15 protein-coding genes are annotated in these 17913 nt (G+C 59.8%); 6 read left to right on the top strand and 9 right to left on the bottom strand.

Going from position 1 to position 17913, the window contains the following annotated elements; translation table 11 throughout:
* Window positions 1-49 precede the first annotated feature (49 nt).
* The 9 genes from PMI22_RS03370 to PMI22_RS03410 form a co-directional block, all read right to left on the bottom strand.
* Complete coding sequence (locus tag PMI22_RS03370; RefSeq protein WP_007948705.1) at window positions 50-1051, bottom strand: response regulator; 1002 nt, start codon at window positions 1049-1051, stop codon at window positions 50-52.
* A gap of 49 nt (window positions 1052-1100) precedes the next feature.
* Complete coding sequence (locus tag PMI22_RS03375) at window positions 1101-2111, bottom strand: chemotaxis response regulator protein-glutamate methylesterase (protein WP_007948704.1); 1011 nt, start codon at window positions 2109-2111, stop codon at window positions 1101-1103.
* Window positions 2108-4390 carry a hybrid sensor histidine kinase/response regulator gene (locus PMI22_RS03380; protein WP_007948703.1) on the bottom strand — a complete coding sequence of 761 codons (2283 nt, stop codon included), beginning with the start codon at window positions 4388-4390 and terminating at the stop codon, window positions 2108-2110. The genes PMI22_RS03375 and PMI22_RS03380 overlap by 4 nt, the downstream gene beginning before the upstream one ends.
* On the bottom strand, window positions 4387-5070 hold the full coding sequence (locus PMI22_RS03385; RefSeq protein WP_007948702.1) for a chemotaxis protein CheW: 684 nt from the start codon (window positions 5068-5070) through the stop codon (window positions 4387-4389). The genes PMI22_RS03380 and PMI22_RS03385 overlap by 4 nt, the downstream gene beginning before the upstream one ends.
* On the bottom strand, window positions 5067-6329 hold the full coding sequence (locus PMI22_RS03390; protein ID WP_007948701.1) for a CheR family methyltransferase: 1263 nt from the start codon (window positions 6327-6329) through the stop codon (window positions 5067-5069). Before PMI22_RS03390 ends, PMI22_RS03385 begins: the two co-directional genes overlap by 4 nt.
* Window positions 6326-6862, bottom strand: a complete 537-nt coding sequence (locus PMI22_RS03395) for a chemotaxis protein CheW (RefSeq protein WP_007948700.1) — start codon at window positions 6860-6862, stop codon at window positions 6326-6328. The genes PMI22_RS03390 and PMI22_RS03395 overlap by 4 nt, the downstream gene beginning before the upstream one ends.
* A complete protein-coding gene (locus PMI22_RS03400) occupies window positions 6862-8484 on the bottom strand; it encodes a methyl-accepting chemotaxis protein (protein ID WP_007948699.1) in 1623 nt (540 codons plus the stop codon). The genes PMI22_RS03395 and PMI22_RS03400 overlap by 1 nt, the downstream gene beginning before the upstream one ends.
* Before the next feature lie 192 nt (window positions 8485-8676).
* Window positions 8677-10095: a YncE family protein gene (locus tag PMI22_RS03405; RefSeq protein WP_007948697.1), complete on the bottom strand. Its 1419-nt coding sequence runs from the start codon at window positions 10093-10095 to the stop codon at window positions 8677-8679.
* Window positions 10096-10249: 154 nt separating this feature from the next.
* The gene (locus PMI22_RS03410; protein WP_007948696.1) at window positions 10250-10942 is read right to left on the bottom strand and encodes a tellurite resistance TerB family protein; all 693 of its coding nucleotides are present in this window, start codon (window positions 10940-10942) and stop codon (window positions 10250-10252) included.
* Window positions 10943-11127: 185 nt separating this feature from the next.
* On the opposite strand from PMI22_RS03410, the gene PMI22_RS03415 reads away from it, so the two are divergent.
* The 6 genes from PMI22_RS03415 to PMI22_RS03440 all read left to right on the top strand — a co-directional run bounded on the left by PMI22_RS03415 (window position 11128) and on the right by PMI22_RS03440 (window position 17872).
* Entirely contained in the window at window positions 11128-12042 is a 915-nt protein-coding gene (locus PMI22_RS03415) for a LysR family transcriptional regulator (RefSeq protein WP_007948695.1), read from the top strand.
* A 102-nt stretch (window positions 12043-12144) separates the two neighbouring features.
* Window positions 12145-13632 (top strand): gamma-aminobutyraldehyde dehydrogenase, encoded by a 1488-nt coding sequence (locus PMI22_RS03420; RefSeq protein WP_081502836.1) that lies wholly within the window; start codon window positions 12145-12147, stop codon window positions 13630-13632.
* A 111-nt stretch (window positions 13633-13743) separates the two neighbouring features.
* Window positions 13744-14895, top strand: a complete 1152-nt coding sequence (gene ydcS / locus PMI22_RS03425) for a putative ABC transporter substrate-binding protein YdcS (RefSeq protein ID WP_007948693.1) — start codon at window positions 13744-13746, stop codon at window positions 14893-14895.
* Window positions 14896-15086: 191 nt separating this feature from the next.
* Window positions 15087-16124, top strand: a complete 1038-nt coding sequence (locus PMI22_RS03430; protein WP_007948692.1) for an ABC transporter ATP-binding protein — start codon at window positions 15087-15089, stop codon at window positions 16122-16124.
* A 1-nt stretch (window position 16125) separates the two neighbouring features.
* Window positions 16126-17073 carry an ABC transporter permease gene (locus PMI22_RS03435; protein ID WP_007948691.1) on the top strand — a complete coding sequence of 316 codons (948 nt, stop codon included), beginning with the start codon at window positions 16126-16128 and terminating at the stop codon, window positions 17071-17073.
* Window positions 17063-17872: an ABC transporter permease gene (locus PMI22_RS03440; protein WP_007948690.1), complete on the top strand. Its 810-nt coding sequence runs from the start codon at window positions 17063-17065 to the stop codon at window positions 17870-17872. Before PMI22_RS03435 ends, PMI22_RS03440 begins: the two co-directional genes overlap by 11 nt.
* Window positions 17873-17913: the final 41 nt, after the last annotated feature.

Genomic DNA, 17913 nt, shown 5'->3' with positions numbered 1-17913 from the left:
CCGGACGCAGCCTCGCAGGCTCGGCAGCTGCTACAGAACGCGTATTAGCTCACTCGATCCCCACCTGATTACGCCCATTGTGCTTCGCACGGTACAGCCCCTTGTCCGCCGCCGAGATCAATTGCCGGCAGTTGCTGCCCGGTTGCGGGACCACGGTAGACAGGCCAATGCTGACAGTCAGGTTTGAACCTTCTGTCGGTGCAATATGCGCAATCTTCAGCGCCGCCACGGTTTGGCGAAGTTTCTCCGCCACCAGACGTGCGCCGCCCGGCGTGGTATTGGGCAGCACCAACGCAAACTCTTCGCCACCATAACGGGCCGGCAGATCGGACGGACGAGCACCGGCGTCGCGGATCGCGTCAGCCACCTTGCGCAGGGCTTCATCGCCCTCCACATGACCGAAGTTGTCGTTGAAGGACTTGAAGTAATCGACATCGATCATCAGCAGCGACAGTTGGCTCTGGTCACGTTGCGCACGTCGCCACTCCAGTTCCAGGTACTCATCAAAATGCCGGCGGTTCGACAGCCCGGTCAAGCCGTCGGAGTTCATCAACCGTTGCAGCACCAGATTGGTGTCGAGCAGTTGCTGCTGGCTGACCCGCAACGCACGGTAAGCCGCATCGCGTTGCAACAGCATCGTGTAGGAACGCGAGTGATAGCGGATCCGCGCCACCAGTTCAATGTTGTCCGGCAGCTTCACCAGATAGTCATTGGCGCCGGCGGCAAACGCCGCGCTCTTGATCAGCGGGTCTTCCTTGGTCGACAGGACAATGATCGGAATGTCCTTGGTCGCCGGATGATTGCGGTACTCGCGCACCAGGCTCAGCCCGTCCAGGCCGGGCATCACCAGGTCCTGAAGGATCACCGTCGGCTTGATCCGGATCGCCTGGGCGATGGCCTGGTGCGGGTCGGAGCAGAAGTGGAAGTCGATGTTCTCTTCGTTCGACAACCCGCGACGCACGGCTTCGCCGATCATCGCCTGATCGTCCACCAACAACACCATGGCGGCGTTTTCGTTGGTTTTGAATTCGTCGAGCTGTAATTCATTCATGTGCGGTCACCTGAAGTACTACTTGGACCAGGATTGCTGCTAACGGTGGTCATCTCGCAAAAATCTCCAGCAATCGTGGCGCTATCTTGTCCAGTGGGCGAATTTCCATGGCTGCATCGATGGCTGCGGCCGCCTTTGGCATTCCGTATACCGCACTGCTTTTCTGGTCCTGAGCGATGGTCAGGTAACCTTGTTGGCGCATGAGTTTAAGCCCCTGGGCACCATCGCGTCCCATGCCCGTCAGCAAGACCCCTACGGCATCACCGTTCCAGTAATTGGCCACGCTCTCGAAAAACACATCTATCGAGGGCCGGTAGATTTCATTGACCGGTTCGGCGGTGTAGGCCAGCGTGCCGTTTTTCAGCAAGCGAATATGGTGGTTGGTGCCGGCCAGCAACACCGTGCCGGCCTGGGGCGCTTCACCTTCCACCGCCAGGCGCACGTTCAAGCCACTGGCGCTGCCGAGCCATTCGGCCATACCGGCAGCGAATACCTGATCCACATGCTGGACCAGCACGATGGCTGCCGAAAAATCTCGCGGCAACCCCTTGAGCAGAATTTCCAGCGCGGCCGGCCCGCCCGCAGATGAACCGATGGCGATCAGGTGTTGGCGCGAAGCGGAATTGCGATGCAGGCTCGGTGCCTGCGGGACTTGAGCGCTGCGGCCACCAATCAGCCAGCCGATGTTCATGATCTTGCGCAATAACGGGGCCGCCGCCTCTTGGGCGTTGCCGGCACCGAGGGCCGGGGTGTCGACCACATCCAGCGCGCCGTGGCCCATGGCCTCGAACACCCGGTGCACGTTTTGCTGGCGGTCGACGGTAACGATGACAATGGCGCACGGATTTTCGGCCATGATTCGCCGGGTAGCCTCCACGCCGTCCATGACGGGCATGATCAGGTCCATCAAAATCAGATCCGGCGTATTTTCGGCGCAAAGCTGCACCGCCTCCGCGCCATTGCCGGCCACCCAGATCACCTGGTGCCCCGGTTCAAACGCCAATGCCCGGCGTAAAGCCTCTACCGCCAGGGGCATATCGTTGACGATGGCGATTTTCATGCGCGTGCTCCTCCGATGAGCTCAACCACTGCATCAAGCAGGGCATCATCATGAAAACTGGCTTTGGCCAGGTAATAGTCAGCCCCGGCGTCCAGCCCACGACGACGGTCCTCTTCACGATCCTTGTACGACACCACCATCACCGGCAGAGATTGCAGGCGATTGTCACGACGCAACAACGACACCAGTTCGATGCCATCCATGCGCGGCATATCAATGTCGGTGATCAACAGATCGAAATTCTCGGAACGCAGGGCGTTCCAGCCATCCATACCGTCAACCGCCACCGCCACTTCATAGCCGCGATTGAGCAGCAGCTTGCGTTGCAACTCGCGAACCGTCAGTGAGTCGTCAACCACCAGAATTCGTTTACGCGCTGCTTCGGCCACTTGATTGCTGTGGCGGGCTATGCGCTCCAGGCGTCCGCTGTTGAGCAATTTGTCCACCGAACGCAGCATGTCCTCGACGTCGACGATCAGCACCACCGAGCCGTCGTCGAGCAAGGCCCCGGCGGAGATGTCCTGCACCTTGCCCAATCGTTCGTCCAGCGGCAATACGACCAGCGTCCGCTCGCCAACAAAACGCTCGACCGCCACGCCGTAAATCGCATCGCGCTCACGGATGACCACGACTTTAAGGGTTTGCTGACTGCTCTGGTTGACCGGTCGCTGTAACAGCTGACTCGCCGCCACCAGCCCGACATGCCGGCCTTCGTGCCAAAAATGCTGACGCCCTTCGACTTGCACAATGTCTGCCGGCTCCAGGTCGCACATGCGTTCGATGTGGGCCAGCGGAAACGCATAAGCCTCGTCACCGACTTCCACCACCAGGCTGCGGACCACCGACAACGTCAGCGGCACTTCGAGGTGGAAACGACTGCCCTCGCCCGCCGTCTGCTCCAGAACCACCGCGCCGCGCAATTCGCGGACCATGTGCTGAACCGCATCCAGCCCCACGCCACGCCCGGACACTTCGGTGACCTTGTCGCGCAGGCTGAAACCCGGCAGGAACAAAAACGTCAGCAGCTCTTCTTCGCTCAACTGCGCGGCGGTTTCGGCTGGGGATAACTGCCGCTCGACGACAGTGCGGCGGACCTTTTCCAGATCGACGCCATTGCCGTCATCGCTCAACTCCAGCACCAGCAGACCGGCCTGATGGGAGGCACGCAGGCGAATCAGTCCCTGCGCCGGTTTGCCGGCCAGTAACCGTTGCTCCGGGGATTCGATGCCGTGATCCACGGCGTTGCGCAACAAGTGCGTCAGCGGCGCTTCGAGCTTTTCCAGGACGTCGCGGTCGACCTGGGTTTTCTCGCCCTCGATCTCCAACCGAACCTGTTTGCCCAGGTCTCGGCCCAGATCGCGGACCATGCGCACCTGCCCGCTCAACACGTCGGCAAACGGGCGCATGCGACAGGCCAGCGCGGTGTCGTACAGCACCTGCGCCCGCTGACTGGCCTGCCAGGCAAATTCATCCAGCTCGGCGTTCTTCTCGATCAGCAGTTGCTGGGCCTGCGCCAGCAAACGCCGCGCATCTTCGAGCGCTTCCCGGGCCTCCAGACTCAAGGCGTGATCCTTGAGATGCACATTGAGGTTTTCCAGCGCCCGCAGACCATTGTTTTGCGTGCGTTTGAGGCGCTGCATGGTTGCCAGGTGCGGCTTGAGGCGCTGGGTTTCCACCAGGGATTTGCTCGACAGGTCGAGCAGGCTGTTCAAGCGCTCGGCCGTCACGCGCAGTACGCGCTCACCGTTTTCGGTGGTGCGTTTGGCCTTGCGTGGAGGCTCGACCGACGCAGCGAGTGGTGGCTCAACGAGCGGGACTGGCAGCTCGACGCGCGGCTGCTCTGGCTCACGCTCGGCCAAGACGGGCAGGCTGATCGACGCCGCGGGTGCCAGCGGATCAAGCAATTGCGCCATCAACGCCACATAGGTGTCGATATCCGCCGGTGTCAGGCTGTTGTTGGGCGTGGCGATGCGCATCAGCAAGTCGGTGCCTTGCAACAAGGCATCAATGTGTTCAGGCCGCAGGTACAGTTGCCCTTCCTGAGCACTGACCAGACAGTCTTCCATCACATGCGCAACGCTGACCCCGGCGTCGACGCCGACGATCCGCGCGGCGCCCTTGAGCGAGTGCGCCGCGCGCATGCAGGATTCGAGTTGATCGGCCTGGGTCGGGTCGCGCTCCAGTGCCAACAGGCCTGCGCTCAGCACTTGGGTCTGGGCCTCGGCTTCCAGGCTGAACAGCTCCAGCAACGAAGCGTCGCGCATTTGCTCGGGGGTCATGTGAGGCTCCGGGTCACGGCGGACAGCAGCTGTTCTTCGTCCAGCCAACGCAAGCTGCGACCTTTGAAGGGCAACACGCCTCGGGTGTATTTGCCGCTGGCCTGAGTGCCGGATTGTGAGGCGGCATCGAGAATTCGCTCGTCGATGGCATGAATGCCGTCGACCTCATCCACCGGCACCACCACCGGCCCACCGTGGGCAGCGATGATCAGCATACGCGGCATGACCCGCGCGCCGGAAGCCACGTTATTAGTCGCATCGAGCCCGAGCAGCTCCACCAGCGACAGGCACGCGACCAGCGCACCGCGCACATTCGCCACGCCGAGCAAGGCCCGTGAGCGCTGGTGCGGCAAGGAGTGAATGGCTTGCAGCGGCGCCACCTCCACGAGGCTGCGAGTGGCCAGCCCCAGCCATTCTTCGCCGAGCCGGAACATCAGCAGCGAGCGGGTTTTTACTTCGGTTTCGACCGTTGCCGAGTGTTGTACGCGGTCGTCCTGCTGCAAGGCGTAACGATCGAGCAAGCGCGTGGCGGCAGCCGAATACACCGCGCAATTGCGGCAGTGAATGTGCTCGGTCAGCAGCGGGCAGGACTTGTCGCCGTGGATACCGATGCGGTTCCAGCAATCGTCGATGGCCTGGGCATCTTCATGGGTGACGCTAAAGCTGTCGGAGGCGCTCATCGTTTACGCTCACTGTCAGCGCGCTCGCTGCGGGCGGCGCGGTCCTGCAATCGTCTGGCACCCGCCGCATCGCCCCGGGATCGCAGCAAGGCTGCCAGGTGCATCAACGCGTCGGGATGTTGCGGTTCAAGGTACAACGCCTTGCGATAAAAACCTTGGGCTTCGAAGGCGTTTGAGCTGACATCGCTGAGCAATCCCAACCAATAAAACACCTGGGCGACCGGTTCGTGGCTGCGCAAATACTGTTCGCACGCGGCGCGGGCTTCAACACTTTTGCCTTCGTTGGCCAGCACAGCGATGTTCGCCAGCAATGCGACGGCGTCCGAGGCTTTCGCCGTGTCGGGTGACGGCGTAACGGTTGCGAACGGACGAAGGCGCACGGGGGGCGGTGGCGCACTGCGCGCTGGTTGGCGCATCGGCAGCGGGGCCGGCACGAACACAGGAACCGGTTCAGGCTCCGGGACACTCTGACGGCTGAACGCAAACGACTGCGCAATGCCAATCGAGCGCATGCCAAAACGCCCCAATAAACCGCCCTCGGCCGGGCCGATAAACAACACGCCTTCGGCATGGGTCAGGCGCTTGAGCACTTCGAATACCTGCTGCTGGGTCGGTTGATCGAAATAGATCAGCAGATTGCGGCAGAACACAAAATCGTACGGTGGCTCGCTGGCCAGTAACGCCGGATCCAGCAGGTTGCCAACTTGCAAACGCACCTGTTCAAGCACGCGACCACTGAGGCGAAAGGCTTCGCCTTCAGCGCTGAAGTGCCGCTCACGATAGGCGATGTCTTGACCGCGAAACGAGTTTTTGCCGTACAGCGAACGCCGGGCTTTTTCCACCGACAGCGGGCTGACGTCCATGCCGTCCACTTTGAATTGATGTGGCTTGAGCCCGGCATCAAGCAAGGCCATTGCGATGGAGTACGGTTCTTCACCGGTTGAACACGGCAGGCTGAGAATCCGCAGCGCGCGCATGTTATTGATCTCGGCCAGTCGTTTGGTGGCCAGTTTCGCCAAGGTAGCGAACGACTCCGGGTACCGGAAAAACCAGGTCTCGGGCACGATCACCGCTTCAATCAGCGCCTGCTGCTCATCCTGCGAACGTTGCAGCGTGTGCCAATACTCATCGGCCGTCAGCGAGTTGGACGCGAGGCTGCGCTGGCGCACGGCGCGCTCGATGATCGCCGGTCCCACCGACGTTACGTCGAGACCGATGCGCTCTTTGAGGAAATCGAAAAACCGTTGATCGCTGCTCATGCCTGCTCCTCAAGCAGCGTCGGATCGAAGGGTGGCGACGGGAACAACAGCGCGCGAACGTGCTCATCGAGCAAATCGGCGACCCGCACCCATTGCAGCAGCCCCTGTGCATCTTCGCGCACCGGCCCCAGGTACGGCGCCTGACGATTGTCGAGGCCGTACGGCTGAAACTCCGCCGGGTTGCAGCGCAACGTATCCGTCGCCTGCTCCAGAATCAGCCCTAGCCTTTGGGTTGGGGTCGTCTCATCCGGACAGTAGTTGACCAGCACCAGCCGCGTGCTGGTGCGGGCCTGCGCCGGTTGGCCGAAGGTCAGCGCACTGAGATCGATCACCGGCACCACCGCGCCACGATAAGCAAATACCCCGGTGACCCAGTGCGGCGCTTTGGCAATCGGCTTCAGCGGCAGGCGCGGCAGCACTTCCGCCACCTCGATAGCCTGCAAGGCAAAGCGTTCGCTGCCGATGCGAAAAACCAGAAACAATGATTGTTTGACCGGCACCCCGGTACCGCGCTTGGCCGCGAGTTCGTTCATCAGACTTTGAATCGCGAAACGCCGCTGCGCAGCCCGACGGCCACCTGGCTCAGCTCATCGATGGCGAAGCTGGCCTGGCGCAACGACTCGACGGTCTGGCTGCTGGCATCGCCCAATTGCACCAGCGCGTGGTTGATCTGTTCGGCCCCGGTGGCTTGTGCCTGCATGCCTTCGTTGACCATCAACACCCGCGGCGCCAGTGCCTGAACCTGGTGGATGATCTGCGACAGCTGCTCGCCAACTTGCTGCACTTCGGACATGCCACGGCGCACTTCTTCGGAGAACTTGTCCATGCCCATGACCCCCGCCGACACCGCCGACTGAATCTCGCGCACCATTTGCTCGATGTCGTAAGTGGCCACGGCGGTCTGATCCGCCAGACGTCGCACTTCAGTGGCCACCACGGCAAACCCGCGCCCGTATTCACCGGCCTTCTCGGCTTCGATGGCGGCGTTCAACGACAGCAGGTTGGTCTGGTCGGCGACTTTGACGATGGTCACCACGACCTGATTGATGTTGCCGGCCTTCTCGTTGAGGATCGCCAGTTTGGCGTTGACCAGATCGGCCGCGCCCATGACCGAGTGCATGGTTTCTTCCATGCGGGCCAGGCCTTGCTGTCCAGAGCCAGCGGCCACCGAGGCCTGATCGGCGGCGGTGGACACTTCGGTCATGGTGCGCACCAGATCACGGGAAGTCGCGGCAATTTCCCGGGACGTCGCGCCGATTTCAGTGGTGGTGGCGGCAGTTTCTGTGGCGGTGGCTTGTTGTTGCTTGGACGTGGCAGCGATCTCGGTGACCGAGGTGGTGACCTGCACCGACGAGCGCTGGGCCTGTGATACCAGGGAGGTCAGCTCGGTCATCATGTCGTTGAAGCCGGTTTCCACCGCGCCAAATTCATCCTTGCGCTCCAGGTTCAAACGACCGCTGAGGTCACCGGTGCGCATGATTTCGAGGATTTTCACGATACGGTTCATCGGCGCCATGATCGCGCGCATCAACAACAGGCCGCAGAGCGCGGCCGCCAGTACGGCGATCAGCAAGGAAATGCCCATGACTATTTTGGCGGTGACGACGGCATCATCGATGGCTGCGACGTCTCGGTCTGCCACGCCTTTGTTGTGGCGCAAAATGTCCGTGAGTTTCGTCCGGCCCGCCGTCCAGGTCGGGGTCAGCTCTTCATTGAACATCTTGATCGCTTCGCCACCCTGGTTGCGTTTGTACAGCTCGATCACGGCTGACAGCGTCCGGTGGTAATCCTCATGAAGTTTTTCGAACGCGGCGTACTCGACTTTGTCTTCATCGGTTGTGACCGTCTCGCGATACAGCTCCATTTGCTCTTGCAGACGCGAGGCGTAGCCCTTGAAGTCCGAAGCCTCCTCAGCGCTGAGGTCCTGCCCTTGCTCCAGACCAAGCATGCCGAGCATTCGTAGATAACTTTCAGACCAGGCACTGCGGACCATCGAACTGTAATACAACCCGGGAAGCGCATCTTCGCGAACACTGGCTTCGCTGGACTCGATCTTCAACAACCGTGAATACGAGACGACCACCATCAACAGCATGATGGCGATGATTACTGCAAAACTCGCCAAAATGCGTTGGCGCAACGTCCAATTCTTCACAGTCAGTCCTCGGGGGTGGCTCAAATGCCGGGGAGTATAGCCGAGGGCGGTGTTTCATCTATAAGACAGTGTGCTTCGGCTCTCATCCGGGCGGGAAAGCGTCAGGTCAATCATGTGGGAGCGAGCCAGTTCGCGAATAACTATAACGCGGTGTCGCTGGCCGCCCCCCGACAACATTTGATCTTTAGCTCATCACTCCCGCACGACTTCAATTTGATCAATAACAAACTGTCCATTCGTCCTGATTTTTATGCTCTGGATACCTTGAAGGAGGCCAGAGTCAATCTGTTTTTCGGAATCGCTACCCGGCGGCCATGGAATATGCTGGGCATCAATCACGCCCTCCGGACCATTCATAAACCATACATCCAAATAAGGGATCAGCGACGTGTTATTACCGCCAGCCACCCAAAATTTGATGGCGCTTGCAGTACCCTCAAGCAACTCCAACGAGTACGTCATCATCTTGTCAGTGTAAGCATCAAAATTATAAAGCGCATTCCCGCTTACCCACCGACCGCCCCAATTCACATTGGCAATCTCCAGATACTGCTTCGGTTCCGTTACCTCAACATCAAGTAATGTCACCTTGAAAATATCGGTCGACATCACCTCACCAGCTTCTGTTATTGTTTGCAAATCAGCCAGTTCAAAATCCTCAATAACTTTGGACACAACAGGCTCCAAACTGATAACCGAGACAGAGCTCGATGCTAAATTCGCAACATACAAACAAGTACCTGCAGGGTGAACTGCGACGTCGAACGGGAGCGAGCCGACGGAAAAGCGCCGCACTTCTTTAAAAGTACTATTATCGATGACTACGACCGCATCTTCCGTATTCAAAGCCACATACACATAAAGGCCATCAGGACTAGACGCGATTGCAACTGGCGAACTTTCAACAACAGCAACCCCCACCACCACTTCAGTGTCGAGATCAACAAATGAAATAGTTCGACCCGAGTAATTACATACACAGAGGAGACGACCATCCCCGGAAATCGCGGCGTCAAACGGCTCTTTTCCGACGGCTATGGTATTGACAATTTTCCGAGCATCAGTATCAAACACCATTATTTCGCCGTTATCTTCTCCCGAAATGTAAGCTCTGGATTTAGTCGGGCTGATCGCGATCGCTTTGGGTGAGCCGCAATAATCTATCGAATAGACTTCCTCCAGGCGTTCAGCATCCAACACGTGAAACTGCGGCCCACTCAAGCTAGCGAAGTAAATGTATTGACCATCCGGACTATATTCCACTGAAGTATCCGACCCCACACCTGGCGTGGCCTTGATGGCTTTTAACGTCACCGCATCGAACAACCACCCACCATTCTGCCAACATACAATGAAGCGCTGACCATCCGGACTGACGGCAATAGCCCTCACGGCCCTATCTACTTTAAGGACATCGATTACCTCAGAGGCTTCAACATCAATAACCGAGATTTCACCTTCGGCATCGAGAGTATCGTGACATACAAAAGCACGCGTTCCATCTTTACTAAAAGCAACTGAAATCGGATTGCTACCTACGGGAATTACTGATGTTTCACGGGGATTATTAAAACTGCCGATGCAACTCTCAGCTTGCGAAGTAGTGGTCATTAAAATGGCTCCTGCCAATGGTTTGACAGGGGTATTGAATGCCCTAAACAGGGAGGCCGGCTACTGTCAGATTTGACAGTAGCCGGCTTATACCGATGGGTGGTGTTATCGAATATTGAACAATCAATCGGTGCCCGTAAGTGCCTTGATCGGCCTACATGGAAGCCTGACGCACCTGCTTCTCCAACTCGGCCTTCAACCCAGGCTCCAGCTTCAACTGGCGCGCCAGCTCATCGAGGTAGGACTTCTCCATGAAGCTCTGCTCATCCACCAGCATCACGCTGGCGATGTACATTTCGGCGGCCATCTCCGGCGTGCTCGCGGCGCGGGCAACTTCCGCCGGATCCAGTGGCTTGCTGAGTTCAGCATGCAGCCACTGCTGTAATTCCTGATCGCTGTCGAGCTTGGTGAACTCACCTTCTATCAATGCGCGCTCTCGTTCATCCACGTGGCCGTCGGCTTTCGCTGCAGCGACCAGCGCCTTGAGAATCGCCTGGCTGTGCTGTTCAACTTGCGCCGCAGGCAAGCGGTCGAGTGTTTGCGGCTCAGTCTTCGGCGCGGTGCCCTGCTGTGCCTGCCAATTGCCAAAGGCTTTGTAGGCGACCACTCCCAATGCCGCAAGGCCGCCGTAGACGGCGACTTTGCCGCCGACGCTGCGGGCCTTTTTGCTGCCGAGCAACAAGCCCATGGCGCCTGCCGCTATCGCACCGCCGCTCGCACCCGAGAGCAAACTTCCGAGGCCACCCGAGCCACCGCTGGACGCCTTGTTCTGATGATTACCGGCCTTGTTCTGCAACAGATCCTGACCGGACTTGAGCAATTGATCGAGCAATCCACGGGTATTCATTTTTCAGCCTCCAGGAAAGGGATGTCCGGACACTAAGGCCACCAGCCTAGATCGAAAGTGCCCTGTCCCTTCCAGCGAGAGTGCTTCCAGATGTTGCTCACCTCTTGTAACGCCCAGGAGCCCATCGATTAAAACGATATACACTCAAGTGAATCTATAAAAACCGCCCACCGGGTATTTTCCACATGATGACCTTGCGTCAGATTCGTCATTTCATCGCCGTGGCCGAGACCGGCTCGATTTCCGCCGCCGCGCAAACCGCGTTTATTTCGCAATCGACCCTGACCCTGGCGATCCAGCAACTGGAGCAGGAAATCGGCGTCGGCCTGTTCAACCGTCACGCCAAGGGCATGACGCTGACCCACCACGGGCATCAATTCCTGCGCCAGGCACACTTGATCCTGGCCACCGTAGAGAACGCCAAGCGCAGCCTGCAACAGAGCACCGATCAGGTGGCCGGCCAGTTGATCATTGGTGTGACCAGCCTCGTTGCCGGTTATTACCTCGCGGATTTGCTCACCCGTTTCCAGCGCGCCTATCCCAATGTCGAGATTCGGGTAATGGAGGATGAACGCCCCTACATCGAGCATTTGCTGGTCAGCGGCGAGATCGATGTCGGCGTGCTGATCCTGTCCAACCTCGAAGACCGTCACGCCCTGCAAACCGAAGTCCTGACGCATTCCCCTCATCGCCTATGGCTGCCGGCCCAGCATCCTCTGCTGGAACACGACAGCATCAATCTCGCCGACGTGGCGCGGGAACCGCTGATTCAACTGAACGTCGATGAAATGGACCGCAACGCTCAGCGCATGTGGTCCGCCGCATCGCTGCAACCACGCATCACCCTCAGGACAGCTTCGACCGAGGCGGTGCGAAGCCTGGTGGCCGCAGGTTTGGGCGTGTCGATCCAGCCCGACATGACGTATCGCCCGTGGTCACTGGAGGGCGACATTATCGAAGCACGGCCCATTGCCGACCTGAGCCAGACCCTCGACGTCGGCCTGGCCTGGCGCCGAGGCACCGCGCGGCCGGCGTTGGTAGACCCGTTCCTGACTGTCGCCCGCGAGCAACCCCACGGCGGGCGAAAGCCATCTATTTAATCGAACGCAGCCTTCAGTATTTAGAATTTGTCGACCTCGGGCCCGCGCACTAGTCTTGATGCATCTATATAAGACGGCCGGGCCCCAGTCACAGGGAGCAGCATGGCCACACAAGAAAAGAGAACCCGAAAAATGGCTGGCGCGCAGACCCCGTTGTTTACCGCGTTGTTGATCGATGGTGAGTTGGTCCCAGGCCAAGGTTTTGTCGAACCGATCCTCAACCCCGCCACCGGGGAAGTGCTGACACACATCGCCGAAGCCAGCACCGAGCAAGTCGAAGCCGCCATCCTCGCCGCCCACCGCGCCTTCGCCGGTTGGTCACGGACCACGCCGCAGCAACGTTCAAACCTGCTGCTGGACATTGCCAACGCCATCGAAAAACAAGCCGACCTCCTCGCCCGCCTCGAATCGCTGAACTGCGGCAAACCGCTGCATCTGGCCCGCCAGGACGACTTGAGCGCGACGGTCGATGTGTTCCGTTTCTTCGCCGGCGCCGTGCGATGCCAGACCGGCCAGCTCAGCGGCGAGTACCTGCCGGGCTACACCAGCATGGTGCGTCGCGACCCTATCGGGGTCGTCGCATCAATCGCGCCGTGGAATTACCCGATCATGATGGCCGCGTGGAAAATCGCCCCGGCCCTCGCCGCCGGCAACACGCTGGTGTTCAAGCCCTCCGAACACACGCCGCTGTCGATCCTGGCCCTGGCGCCTGCGCTGGCCGAGATCCTTCCACGCGGCGTGATCAACATCGTCTGCGGCGGCGGTGAAGGCGTTGGCAGCCATTTGGTCAGTCATCCTAAAGTGCGCATGGTGTCGTTGACGGGGGATATCGTCACCGGGCAAAAAATCCTCCAGGCCGCCGCCAAAACATTGAAACGCACCCACCTCGAACTGGGCGGCAAAGCCCCGGTGATCGTGTGCAACGATGCGGACATTCAAGCGGTGGTCGAAGGCGTGCGCACTTACGGTTATTACAACGCCGGCCAGGATTGCACGGCAGCGTGCCGGATTTATGCACAGGCCGGAATTCATGACCGTTTGGTGGCCGAACTCGGCGCGGCGGTCAGCAGCCTGCGCTTCGCCGGCAAACGCGATGCCGACAACGAAATCGGGCCGCTGATCAGCACCCGCCAACGCGACCGAGTGGCCAGTTTCGTCGAGCGCGCCCTCGGTCAGCCGCACATCGAACGCGTGACCGGTGCGGCGGTGCATTCCGGTGCCGGCTTCTATTACCAGCCAACGTTGCTGGCCGGTTGCAAGCAGACCGATGAGATCGTCCAGCGCGAAGTGTTCGGGCCGGTGGTCACCGTGACCTGTTTTGATGGACTCGAACAGGCGGTGGACTGGGCCAACGATTCCGAATACGGCCTTGCCTCGTCGGTCTGGACCCAGAATCTGGACAAGGCGATGCAGGTCTCGGCGCGCTTGCAGTACGGCTGCACCTGGATCAACAGCCATTTCATGCTGGTCAGCGAAATGCCCCACGGCGGCCTGAAGCGATCGGGCTACGGCAAAGACTTATCCAGCGATTCGCTGCAGGACTACAGCGTGGTGCGACACATCATGGCCCGGCACAGCCGGGAGCTTTGAGCGGCAAGCTTCAAGTTGCAAGCCAAAAGCAGATCGCTGTGTCTTGCAGCTTGAAGCTTGCCGCTTGCAGCTACTCTTAACAAAAACCTAAAAAACAAAGAGGTGTGTCCCATGTTCGTGCACAAGACCGCACTGCTCAGTGCAATCACTACCGCGCTGCTGGCGAGTGCCAGCATCCAGGCCGCCGAACCGCTGAAAGCAGTCGGCGCCGGCGAAGGTCAGCTGGATATTGTGGCCTGGCCCGGTTACATCGAACGTGGCGAAAGCGACAAGGCCTACGACTGGGTCACCGGTTTCGAGAAGGAAACCGGCTGCAAGGTGAACGTCAAGACCGCCGCCACTTCCGACGAGATGGTCAGCTTGATGGCCAAGGGTGGTTACGACCTGGTGACTGCATCCGGCGACGCCTCGCTGCGGTTGATCGCCGGCAAGCGTGTGCAACCGATCAACACCGCGTTGATCCCGAACTGGAAGAACCTCGATCCGCGCCTGAAAGATGCGCCTTGGTACGTGGTCAACAACCAGACCTACGGCACCCCCTATCAGTGGGGTCCGAACGTGTTGATGTACAACACCAACGTGTTCAAGACCGCGCCGACCAGCTGGGGCGTGGTGTTCAATGCGCAAAACCTGCCCGACGGCAAGCCGAACAAGGGACGCGTGCAGGCGTATGACGGCCCGATCTATATCGCCGACGCGGCGCTGTACCTGAAAGCCACCCAGCCTGAACTGGGCATCAAAGACCCGTACCAACTCACGGAAGCGCAGTACAAAGCCGTACTCGATCTGCTTCGAGCCCAGCAGCCGTTGATCCACCGCTACTGGCATGACACCACCGTGCAGATGAGCGACTTCAAAAACGAAGGCGTGGTCGCGTCCGGTGCCTGGCCGTATCAGGTCAACGGCCTGATGAACGAGAAGCAGCCGATTGCTTCGACCGTTCCAAAAGAAGGCGCCACCGGTTGGGCCGACACCACCATGTTGCACGCCGAGGCCAAGCACCCGAACTGCGCGTACAAGTGGATGGACTGGTCGCTGCAACCGAAAGTCCAGGGGGATGTGGCGGCCTGGTTTGGTTCGTTGCCAGCAGTGCCAGCGGCGTGCACCGGCAGTGAGCTGCTCGGCGCTGAAGGCTGCAAGACCAACGGTTTCGACCAGTTCGAAAAGATCGCCTTCTGGAAAACCCCACAAGCTGAAGGCGGCAAGTTCGTGCCGTACAGCCGCTGGACCCAGGACTACATCGCGATTATGGGCGGCAGATAAGCCCTTTGTAGCAGCTGCCGAGGCACGAGGCTGCGTTGCGCGTCCGCAGGACCGCCCTCGAGGCCGCTGCGCAGCCCAACGCAGCCTCGTGCCTCGGCAGCTGCTACACGGTAGTCATCACGATTCAGATTTTCAGAAGTCCAGGCAGGGCCGCCGCTGTGACGGCCCTCGTCTTTTTGGAGCACCGCACCATGACGCTTGCAGTCCAGTTCACCAACGTTTCCCGTTTGTTCGGCGAAGTGAAAGCCGTAGACCGGGTTTCTATCGACATCCAGGACGGCGAGTTTTTCTCCATGCTGGGCCCTTCCGGCTCGGGTAAAACCACCTGTTTGCGCCTGATCGCCGGTTTCGAACAACCGAGTGCAGGCTCGATCCGCATTCATGGCGAAGAAGCCGCCGGCCTGCCGCCGTATGAGCGCGATGTCAACACCGTGTTTCAGGATTACGCCCTGTTCCCGCATATGAACGTACTCGACAATGTCGCCTACGGATTGAAAGTCAAAGGCGTCGGTAAAACCGAGCGCCAGAAACGCGCCGAAGAAGCCCTAGACATGGTCGCCCTCGGCGGCTACGGCGAGCGCAAACCGGTGCAATTGTCTGGCGGTCAGCGCCAGCGTGTGGCTCTGGCCCGCGCCTTGGTCAATCGCCCGCGTGTGCTGCTGCTCGACGAGCCGTTGGGTGCCCTCGATTTGAAGCTGCGCGAACAGATGCAAAGCGAGCTGAAAAAACTGCAACGCCAGCTCGGCATCACCTTCATCTTCGTCACCCACGACCAGACCGAAGCGCTGTCGATGTCTGACCGCGTGGCCGTGTTCAACAAGGGACGCATCGAGCAGGTCGACACGCCGCGCAATCTCTACATGAAACCGGCGACGACCTTTGTCGCGGAGTTCGTCGGCACCTCCAATGTGATTCGCGGCGATCTGGCGAAGCAGTTGAGCGGCAATCCGCAGCCGTTTTCGATTCGCCCGGAACACGTGCGTTTCGCCGAAGGACCGTTGGCCAGCCACGAGATTGAAGTCAGCGGTTTGCTGCACGACATTCAGTACCAGGGCAGCGCCACGCGCTATGAGATGAAACTGGAAAACGGCCAGACCCTGAACATCAGCCAGGCCAACAATCAATGGCTGGATGTCAGCGCCCGGCACCAGACCGGGCAACGCATCAGCGCGCGCTGGGCACGGGAAGCGATGATCCCACTGCACGACACCGTTGCCGGCGGGGTATGAAATGAACACCGTGGCTATCCCTCAAACCCCAGCCAGCGGTTCGCCGTTGCGCAGGTTTTCCAACCTACTGTACCGCCGGCCGAACCTGTACCTGTCGATGCTGCTGGTGCCGCCACTGCTGTGGTTCGGCGCGATTTATCTCGGCTCGTTGCTGGTGCTGCTGTGGCAAGGTTTCTACACCTTCGATGACTTCACCATGGCGGTCACGCCTGACCTGACCCTGGCCAACTTTGCTGCGCTGTTCCAGCCATCGAACTTCGACATCATCCTGCGCACCTTGAGCATGGCCGTGGTCGTGTCCATCGCCAGTGCCATCGTCGCGTTCCCGATTGCCTACTACATGGCGCGCTACACCACCGGCAAGACCAAAGCGTTTTTCTACATCGCGGTGATGATGCCGATGTGGGCCAGTTACATCGTCAAGGCGTATGCCTGGACCTTGCTGCTGGCCAAGGGCGGCGTCGCGCAGTGGTTCGTTCAGCACTTGGGACTGGAGCCGGTGTTGCAGTTCGTGCTGGGCATTCCCGGCGTGGGCGGCAGCACCTTGTCGACTTCGCATCTGGGCCGCTTCATGGTGTTCGTCTACATCTGGCTGCCGTTCATGATCCTGCCGATTCAAGCATCGCTGGAACGTCTGCCGCCGTCCTTGTTGCAAGCCTCGGCCGACCTCGGCGCCAAGCCGCGCCAGACGTTCATGCAAGTGATTCTGCCGCTGTCGATTCCGGGCATCGCGGCGGGTTCGATCTTCACCTTCTCCCTGACACTAGGCGACTTCATCGTGCCGCAACTGGTGGGCCCACCGGGCTACTTCGTTGGCAGCATGGTGTACGCCCAGCAAGGTGCGATCGGCAACATGCCGATGGCCGCAGCCTTCACGCTGGTGCCGATTGTGTTGATCGCCATTTACCTGACTATCGTCAAACGACTGGGGGCCTTCGATGCACTCTGACAAGGCTTCATGGGGTCTGAAAATCGCAGCCTGGGGTGGATTGGTGTTTCTGCACTTCCCGATCCTGATCATCTTCCTCTACGCCTTCAACACCGAAGACGCGGCGTTCAGTTTTCCGCCCAAGGGGTTCACCCTGAAGTGGATTGGCGTGGCGTTCTCACGGCCGGACGTGCTGGAAGCGATCAAGCTCTCGCTGCAGATCGCCTCCGTCGCGACCTTGATCGCCATGGTCCTTGGCACGCTCGCTTCCGCGGCGTTGTATCGTCGGGACTTCTTCGGCAAGCAAGGCATCTCGCTGATGCTGATCCTGCCAATTGCCTTGCCGGGGATCATTACCGGGATCGCGTTGCTGGCGACGTTCAAGACGCTGGGGATCGAGCCGGGGATGTTCACCATCATCGTCGGTCACGCGACCTTCTGCGTGGTGATCGTCTACAACAACGTCATCGCCCGTTTGCGTCGCACTTCGCACAGTTTGATCGAAGCGTCCATGGACCTCGGCGCCGATGGCTGGCAGACCTTCCGCTACATCGTCCTGCCGAACCTCGGCTCGGCACTGCTGGCCGGCGGTATGCTCGCGTTTGCCCTGTCGTTCGACGAAATCATCGTCACCACCTTCACCGCCGGCCATGAACGTACCTTGCCGCTGTGGCTGCTCAACCAGCTCAGTCGCCCACGGGACGTGCCGGTGACCAACGTCGTCGCGATGCTGGTAATGATCGTGACCATGCTGCCGATCCTCGGCGCCTATTACCTGACCCGGGGTGGCGAGAGTGTGGCGGGCAGTGGCGGGAAATAACTAACTCACGGACAACGACTACCCCTGTGGGAGCGAGCCTG

This window comes from Pseudomonas sp. GM21 (assembly GCF_000282215.1).
Classification (GTDB): domain Bacteria; phylum Pseudomonadota; class Gammaproteobacteria; order Pseudomonadales; family Pseudomonadaceae; genus Aquipseudomonas.
Note: the sequence above shows the minus strand (reverse complement) of the source record. Positions and strands in the feature narration are given on the sequence as shown.

Coding starts and splice junctions, on each gene's coding strand:
- PMI22_RS03370 (WP_007948705.1), bottom strand. CDS start 1,051: ATGAATGAATTACAGCTCGACGAATTCAAAACCAACGAAAACGCCGCC.
- PMI22_RS03375 (WP_007948704.1), bottom strand. CDS start 2,111: ATGAAAATCGCCATCGTCAACGATATGCCCCTGGCGGTAGAGGCTTTA.
- PMI22_RS03380 (WP_007948703.1), bottom strand. CDS start 4,390: ATGACCCCCGAGCAAATGCGCGACGCTTCGTTGCTGGAGCTGTTCAGC.
- PMI22_RS03385 (WP_007948702.1), bottom strand. CDS start 5,070: ATGAGCGCCTCCGACAGCTTTAGCGTCACCCATGAAGATGCCCAGGCC.
- PMI22_RS03390 (WP_007948701.1), bottom strand. CDS start 6,329: ATGAGCAGCGATCAACGGTTTTTCGATTTCCTCAAAGAGCGCATCGGT.
- PMI22_RS03395 (WP_007948700.1), bottom strand. CDS start 6,862: ATGAACGAACTCGCGGCCAAGCGCGGTACCGGGGTGCCGGTCAAACAA.
- PMI22_RS03405 (WP_007948697.1), bottom strand. CDS start 10,095: ATGACCACTACTTCGCAAGCTGAGAGTTGCATCGGCAGTTTTAATAAT.
- PMI22_RS03410 (WP_007948696.1), bottom strand. CDS start 10,942: ATGAATACCCGTGGATTGCTCGATCAATTGCTCAAGTCCGGTCAGGAT.
- PMI22_RS03415 (WP_007948695.1), top strand. CDS start 11,128: ATGATGACCTTGCGTCAGATTCGTCATTTCATCGCCGTGGCCGAGACC.
- PMI22_RS03420 (WP_081502836.1), top strand. CDS start 12,145: ATGGCCACACAAGAAAAGAGAACCCGAAAAATGGCTGGCGCGCAGACC.
- ydcS (WP_007948693.1), top strand. CDS start 13,744: ATGTTCGTGCACAAGACCGCACTGCTCAGTGCAATCACTACCGCGCTG.
- PMI22_RS03430 (WP_007948692.1), top strand. CDS start 15,087: ATGACGCTTGCAGTCCAGTTCACCAACGTTTCCCGTTTGTTCGGCGAA.
- PMI22_RS03435 (WP_007948691.1), top strand. CDS start 16,126: ATGAACACCGTGGCTATCCCTCAAACCCCAGCCAGCGGTTCGCCGTTG.
- PMI22_RS03440 (WP_007948690.1), top strand. CDS start 17,063: ATGCACTCTGACAAGGCTTCATGGGGTCTGAAAATCGCAGCCTGGGGT.